This window comes from Stenotrophomonas maltophilia (assembly GCF_002799155.1).
Lineage (GTDB): Bacteria > Pseudomonadota > Gammaproteobacteria > Xanthomonadales > Xanthomonadaceae > Stenotrophomonas > Stenotrophomonas maltophilia_R.
In genome coordinates, this window is the sequence record NZ_NERD01000002.1 from 3,880,210 (window position 1) to 3,887,500 (window position 7,291).

Here is a 7,291-nt window from a genome sequence, read left to right on the forward strand (position 1 = left end):
TCAGTTTCCGCCCAGCGTTTCCGTGCGGATTTCGCCGTCGTTGACCGGTTGGAAGCCCTGCTGCTGCGGCGGCGGGTTCTGCGGGACGTTCTGCAGCGGTGCGGTGGTGGCCTCGGCCGGGGCGGCCGGTGCTGCCTGAACAGGCGCAGGAGCGGCAGCCGGGGCCGGCACCGGGCGCGCGTTGCCACCGTTGCCACCGTTGCCATTGCGGTTGTTGCGGGCAGTGTAGGTAGCCTCTTCCAGACGATCACGGAAGGCGACCACGTCCATCGACGGCGACCCAACGGCGCGACCTTCGAAGATCATCCGCGGCGTGGTGTTGCTGCCGTAGGCCTCAAGGTTGGCGGCATCGTCGATCTGCAGCACCGCGCCATCCAACGCAACACCGGCGAACAGGCCGCGGGCACGCGACCAGGACCAGATTTCGGCCTTCAGCTGGCCGTCGGTGGCCGCAGCGGCATTGCGGCCCACCGGACCGGCGGCAACGCCGGCATCGGCGCCGAGGGTGAACTTGCCGTTGACCAGGTTGTCCAGGCTGCGGTCGTTGCGGAACACCAGCACCACGTCCGAAGACTGAACGCCGGCCTGGAAGCCGATGCTGCCACCGGTCAGCTTCACGAATACCGGGCTGGACCACGCGCCATTGGGCATGCGCACCGACATCAGGCCGTGGCCGCGGCGTCCGCCAATGACCAGACCGGCCTTGATCGTGTCGGGGATGACGATGACCGCGCGGCCTTCGTCGAGCAACTTGTCCGGAATTCCCTGTTCAGGGATTTCCTGGATTTCAGCCAGCACGCGCACGGCATTGCGGGCACGCTGGTCTTCCTGCGGTCCGGCCATGGCCTGGCTGGACAGCAGGCTGGCGGCGATCAGCAGGGCTTGGATCGGGCGACGCATGGCAGGCTCCAGAAGTCAGTCCATAGGAAGATATAGCAAGTGACTGAAATTAGTGGTGTTGTCATGAATCGCCAATGAGCGCTCCCTGCTTGTATTGAGGCGCGCTATGCCTGCAATCGGAACCCTGCATCCCGGCGCGGCATCGGATCGGCGACAATACACGCCATGCTCGACGCACCCGATACCGCCGTGCTGGCGGTCAACCTAGGCACGCCCGAGACGCCGACGGCCCCCGCCGTACGCCGTTATCTGGCCGAATTCCTGTCCGACCCCCGCGTGGTCTCGATCCCGGCGCTGCTGTGGCAGCCGCTGCTGCGCGGGCTGATCCTGCCGCTGCGCAGCAGCCGTTCGGCGGCCAAGTACGCCCAGGTCTGGCTGCCGGATGGCTCACCACTGATAGTCCATACCCGGCAGCTGGCGCAGGCGATGCAGGCCCTGCTGCCAACCCTGAAAGTGCGTCATGCAATGCGCTACGGCGAGCCGGCCCTGGCCAGCGAGCTCGACCGCCTCGCCGCCGAAGGCGCACGCCGCATCGTGGTGCTGCCGCTGTACCCGCAGTATTCGACCACCACCACCGCCTCGGTCGAAGACCGCGTCGACGCTTGGCAGCGCCGCAATCCGGGCGTGACCGTCAGCCTGGTGCGCGACTACTCGATCGACCCCGGCTGGGTCGATGCGGTTGCCGGCTCGATCCGGCGCTACTGGGATCAGCACGGCCGCGGCCAGACGCTGATGTTCTCCTTCCACGGCATCCCGCAGCGCCTGGCCGACGCGGGTGATCCGTACCCGCAGCGCTGCGAAGCGAGCGCGCAGGCCATCGCGAACGCGCTGGGCCTGGGCAAGGACGACTGGCAGATGGGTTACCAGTCGCGCTTCGGCCGCGAGCGCTGGCTGCAGCCTTACGCTGAGCCGAGCCTGTGGGCGCTGGCCGAATCCGGTGTGAAGCAGATCGATGTGGTCTGCCCCGGCTTCGCCACCGATTGCCTGGAAACACTGGAAGAAGTCGCGATGGGCTTCACCGAAACGCTGGCCGAACGCGGCGCGACGATGCGCTACATCCCCTGCCTCAACGCCGAACCGGAACACGCGCGCGCCCTGGCGCGACTGGCCGTGGCCTCGCTGGCATGAATCTGCAGCCCTTTGAACTCGAGGTCGGCGGCACCCGCGTCGCCGGCCTGCGCAACAGCAGCGAGGGCCCGCGCGTGCTGGCCCTGCATGGCTGGCTCGACAACGCCGCCAGCTTCGTACCACTGGCACCGCATCTGTCTTCGCTGCAGCTGGTGGCGATCGACCTGCCCGGCCATGGCCACAGCGCGCATCTGCCGGCCGGTGCCAGCTACACCACGGCGGCCGCGATCTGCCACGTACTTGATGTCGCCGACGCGCTGGGCTGGGACCGCTTCAGCCTGCTCGGCCATTCAATGGGCGCTGGCATCGCCAGCCTTACCGCCTCGGTCAGCGACCGTGTCGAACGCCTGGTGGCGATCGAAGCCCTCGGCGGCCTGCGCGGCCCCGAGGAAGAAACCGCCCATCGCCTGCGCGAGCATGTGAACGCCACTCGTGCGTTGGCGCGCAAGCAGCTGCGCGTGTTCCCCGACCTGGCCGCGCCGATCCGCGCACGGATGATGACCAACCAGCTCAGCGAACCGTGCGCACGGCTGCTGGTCGAGCGCGGCGTGGAACCGGTCGAAGGCGGCTATCGCTGGTGCAGTGATCCACGCCTGATGCTGCCCACCGCGATCCGCCTCAGTGAAGGCCAGATCGACAACCTGCTGCAGGCCATCGCCTGCCCGACGCAGGTGATCTATGCCACACCGGCGCAGTCCTATTATCCCGAGCCGATGCGCAGCGATCGCCTGCAGCACCTGCGCGATGGACGGCTGGCAGTGTTTCCCGGCAACCACCACCTGCACATGGAAGCGCCGGCGCCAATCGCCGAGGTGATCCTGCGCTTCTTCAGCAACGACAACGCCGGCTGAGCGCAGGCAACCGCGCGCTTCACTCTGCGCGTTTGCGGCCGATACATCAGTTGCGGGCCCCTGCGCCCGCTGCACGCGGGTCCGGTCGGTCCTGCGGCATGTGTCTGGTTCTGCAAGGAAGTCCGCATGCCCGCTCTGCTGCACCGTCACCCACAGGATGTGGCCGCGGTGTCCCGTCTCCGCGTCGCTGATCGCGCCGCTTCCCCCGAATTCCCGGCACCCGCCCTGGTCACGCCCTGCTGCGTGCGCTGCGGCGTGCTCGTTGTCGTCTGCTGATCCAGGAGCCTCCGATGTCCAATGCATCCGCCCGTCCCCCCGATACCGCCCGCCTGTCGCACCTGCAGCAGCTCGCCCGCGGCGCCGACCGCCGCCTGCTGATCGGCAGCGCGGCGCTGGCCGTGGCCGCCCTGGTGCTGGCCCTGCGCGGTCCGCACGTAATGACCGCCGCGTTGGCCGCGGGCGCGGTGTTGCCCGCCTTGTGGCTGGCTGGTCCGCTGGCAGGCCGCGGGATCGCGCGCAACGGCCTGGCGATACTGTTGTCGCTGCAGCTGGCCCTGTTGTCCGCGATCGCCGGCCTGTCGCCGGCGTTGCCGATCGCCCTGCTGCTGGGCGTGCTGCTGGGCCATCGCGATCGCCTGCCGGTGTGGCTGGCCGGTAGCATCGGCACGCTCGCACTGCTGGCACCGCTGCAGGCGGGTGCCGCGGTGGGGCCGACACTGCTGCAGGCCGCCATGCTCGCCGTCCTGACCCTGTTCCTTGGCCGGGTCGCACTGCGGCTCCGCCAGCAGACCGAAGCACTCGGCCACGGCCCCCGCCGGTTGGCTGCACTGGCGCGCGATATCGCCACCGGTGCCGATCTTGGTGCACACGCCGACACCAGCGCCTACGCACCGGGTTCGCTGGCCCATGCGCTGGCCGACACTGCACGCCATGTGCAGGCCCAGCGTGGACGCGAAGCGGAGGCGCACGCCGAGAACGCGCAGATCCGCCAGGCCCTCGATGCCTCGCGCACCGCGATGATGATTGCCGACAACGACCACGTGATCCGCTACGTGAACCGCTCGGTGGTAGCCCTGCTGCGCAACCAGCAGGCAACGTTGCGCCAGGCCTTCCCCGATTTCGATGCCGAGCGCCTGGTGGGCAGCAGCATCCATCGCTTCCACGCCAACCCGGACCGCATCCGCGCCATCCTCAATGGCCTGCAGGTCACCCACAACGGCAAGGTCCAGATCGGCCCAGTGCACTTCGCCCAGGTGGTTACTCCGGTCTTCGACGCACAGGGCCTGCGCCTGGGCTTCGCCGTGGAGTGGCATGACCGTACCCATGAGCTCGCGCTGGAGAACGCCGTCGCCGGCATCGTCGCGGCCGCCGCCGCCGGCGATCTCGACCAGCGCCTGCAGGCAACCGAAGGCGCCAGCTTCCTCGATGGCCTGACCGGTGGCATCAACCAGCTGCTGGATACGTTGGGCAGTACCGTCGATGAAGTGCGGCAGATGCTCTCGGCGCTGGCCAGCGGCGATCTCGATCGACGCATGCACGGCGAGTATCACGGCGCCTTCGCTGCGATCCAGCGCGATGCCAATGCGACGGCAGGGCAGTTGGCACGCATGGTCGGTCGCATCCAGCAGTGCGCCGCCTCGATCAGCACCGCTGCAAGCGAAATCGCTGCGGGCAATGGCGCGCTGTCCGAGCGCAGCGAGCGCCAGGCGGCGCACCTGCAGGAAACCGCCGCCTCGATGGAGGAGCTGACCGCCACCGTGCGCCAGAACGCTGCCCATGCACGCGAGGCGAGCCAGCTCGCGGTCACCACGCAGGCCGCCGCCAGCGACGGCAACGTCGCCATGCAGCGGGTGATCGACACCATGCAGGCGATCGAAGGCGCCTCGAAGCGGATCGGCGACATCACTGGCGTGATTGATGGTATCGCCTTCCAGACCAACATCCTCGCGCTCAATGCCGCGGTGGAAGCCGCGCGTGCCGGCGAGCAGGGCCGTGGCTTCGCCGTGGTGGCCAGCGAGGTGCGCGTGCTGGCGCAGCGTTCGGCCGCCGCCGCACAGGAAATCAAGAAGCTGATCGATGAAGCCGGTCGCCAGGTCGGCGAAGGTGCCCAGCTGGTGGCCGACGCCGGACAACATATGCAGGGCATTGTCGGGGGCGTGGAGAATGTCAGCCACCTGATGCACGAGATCTCGGCGGCCTCGCAGGAACAGTCGATCGGCATCGAGCAGATCAACCAGACCGTGGTGCAGATGGACCAGGCCACCCAGCAGAACGCCGCGCTGGTGGAGGAAGCGACCGCCGCAGCACGCGAGCTGCAATCGCAGGCAGGTACGCTCACCGAGGCGGTGTCGGTGTTCCGCCAACAGGAACCGCACGAGGTCTCGCGGGCCGCCTGATCGGGGCCTGCAACGCGAGCTGACGAAAACGGCGCCCGCAGGGCGCCGTTTTTTTGCCTGCCTTTGCGTGATGGGTCAGGAAAAGACCGCTTCCGGACCTGCCGTGGAGAGCGGCCAACCTTGGTTGGCGCCACATCCACACTCGGCGTGAATCTACCGGAGTGCCGTCCGCTGGCCGGCAACCCCAGTGGCGTGCGCTATCTGGGCCTGCTGCCGGTAGCCTCCAACCTGGGCTGGCACCGCTCTTCGCAGGGACAGCCCATCCACGCGTGGCGTGGACCTACCGGCCGGTGTGCAGCCACGGGATTGCCGGCCAGCGGACGGCACTACCCGCATTTTCTGCGCGCAAAGAAAAACCCCGCTGCGTGAGCAGCGGGGTTTTGGGTATAAACCCTGGCGATGACCTACTCTCGCATGGCTTGAGCCACACTACCATCGGCGCAGCTGCGTTTCACTTCCGAGTTCGGGATGGGATCGGGTGGTTCCACAGCGCTAATTTCACCAGGGAGGCTTTTGGAGAGTCGCACTCGTCCCGGAGGGACAAGGCGCCAGCCTCGCATAGTTCTTGTGACGTAGCGTGCACTTGGATGCTCTTACGACGTTGTCGTAAAGCCAAGGCAACTTGAGGTTATATGGTCAAGCCGCACGGATCATTAGTATCAGTTAGCTCAATACATTGCTGTACTTACACACCTGACCTATCAACCACGTAGTCTACATGGTTCCTTCAGGGGGCTTGTGCCCCGGGAGATCTCATCTTGAGGCGCGCTTCCCGCTTAGATGCTTTCAGCGGTTATCGCTTCCGAACATAGCTACCCGGCAATGCCACTGGCGTGACAACCGGAACACCAGAGGTTCGTCCACTCCGGTCCTCTCGTACTAGGAGCAGCCCCTCTCAAATCTCCAACGCCCATGGCAGATAGGGACCGAACTGTCTCACGACGTTCTGAACCCAGCTCGCGTACCACTTTAAATGGCGAACAGCCATACCCTTGGGACCGACTACAGCCCCAGGATGTGATGAGCCGACATCGAGGTGCCAAACACCGCCGTCGATATGAACTCTTGGGCGGTATCAGCCTGTTATCCCCGGAGTACCTTTTATCCGTTGAGCGATGGCCCTTCCATACAGAACCACCGGATCACTAAGTCCTAGTTTCCTACCTGCTTGATCCGTCGATCTTGCAGTCAAGCACGCTTATGCCTTTGCACACAGTGCGCGATGTCCGACCGCGCTGAGCGTACCTTCGAGCTCCTCCGTTACTCTTTAGGAGGAGACCGCCCCAGTCAAACTACCCACCATACACGGTCCCCGACCCAGATAATGGGCCCAGGTTAGAACGTCAAGCACGACAGGGTGGTATTTCAAGGATGGCTCCGCTGCAGCTAGCGCCACAGTTTCATAGCCTCCCACCTATCCTACACAGACGAACTCAACGTTCAGTGTAAAGCTATAGTAAAGGTTCACGGGGTCTTTCCGTCTTGCCACGGGAACGCTGCATCTTCACAGCGATTTCAATTTCACTGAGTCTCGGGTGGAGACAGCGCCGCTGTCGTTACGCCATTCGTGCAGGTCGGAACTTACCCGACAAGGAATTTCGCTACCTTAGGACCGTTATAGTTACGGCCGCCGTTTACTGGGGCTTCGATCAAGAGCTTCGCCTTGCGGCTGACCCCATCAATTAACCTTCCAGCACCGGGCAGGCGTCACACCCTATACGTCCACTTTCGTGTTTGCAGAGTGCTGTGTTTTTGATAAACAGTCGCAGCGGCCTGGTTACTGCGACCCTCTTCAGCTATAGCTCGCACGAGCCACCAAAAAGGGTGCACCTTCTCCCGAAGTTACGGTGCCATGTTGCCTAGTTCCTTCACCCGAGTTCTCTCAAGCGCCTGAGAATTCTCATCCTACCCACCTGTGTCGGTTTACGGTACGGTCTGCGTAAGCTGAAGCTTAGGAGCTTTTCCTGGAAGCGTGGTATCAGTGACTTCGCCATAAAGGCTCGTCTCGGTGCTCGG

General features: G+C 65.3%; 4 protein-coding genes and 2 rRNA genes (1 of these 6 cut by a window edge). 3 read left to right on the plus strand and 3 right to left on the minus strand.

Translation table 11 applies throughout. The features are described from left to right. The gene (locus B9Y82_RS18470; protein ID WP_100474833.1) at window positions 1–900 is read right to left on the minus strand and encodes a lipid-binding SYLF domain-containing protein; all 900 of its coding nucleotides are present in this window, start codon (window positions 898–900) and stop codon (window positions 1–3) included. Window positions 901–1,065: 165 nt separating this feature from the next. On the opposite strand from B9Y82_RS18470, the gene hemH reads away from it, so the two are divergent. The 3 genes from hemH (at window position 1,066) to B9Y82_RS18485 (ending at window position 5,275) form a co-directional block, all read left to right on the plus strand. Continuing rightward, window positions 1,066–2,028: a ferrochelatase gene (gene hemH / locus B9Y82_RS18475; protein WP_100474834.1), complete on the plus strand. Its 963-nt coding sequence runs from the start codon at window positions 1,066–1,068 to the stop codon at window positions 2,026–2,028. Then, window positions 2,025–2,879, plus strand: a complete 855-nt coding sequence (locus tag B9Y82_RS18480; RefSeq protein WP_100474835.1) for an alpha/beta fold hydrolase — start codon at window positions 2,025–2,027, stop codon at window positions 2,877–2,879. Before hemH ends, B9Y82_RS18480 begins: the two co-directional genes overlap by 4 nt. Window positions 2,880–3,169: 290 nt before the next feature. Next, complete coding sequence (locus B9Y82_RS18485) at window positions 3,170–5,275, plus strand: methyl-accepting chemotaxis protein (protein WP_100474836.1); 2,106 nt, start codon at window positions 3,170–3,172, stop codon at window positions 5,273–5,275. 391 nt (window positions 5,276–5,666) lie between these two features. Here the strand turns inward: B9Y82_RS18485 and rrf are convergent. Together rrf and B9Y82_RS18495 are read right to left on the minus strand one after the other, a co-directional pair. Then, window positions 5,667–5,781: ribosomal RNA gene (gene rrf / locus B9Y82_RS18490) — 5S ribosomal RNA — on the minus strand. Between the two features lie 126 nt (window positions 5,782–5,907). Further along, window positions 5,908–7,291, minus strand: a 23S ribosomal RNA gene (locus B9Y82_RS18495) (it continues 1,496 nt past the right edge of the window).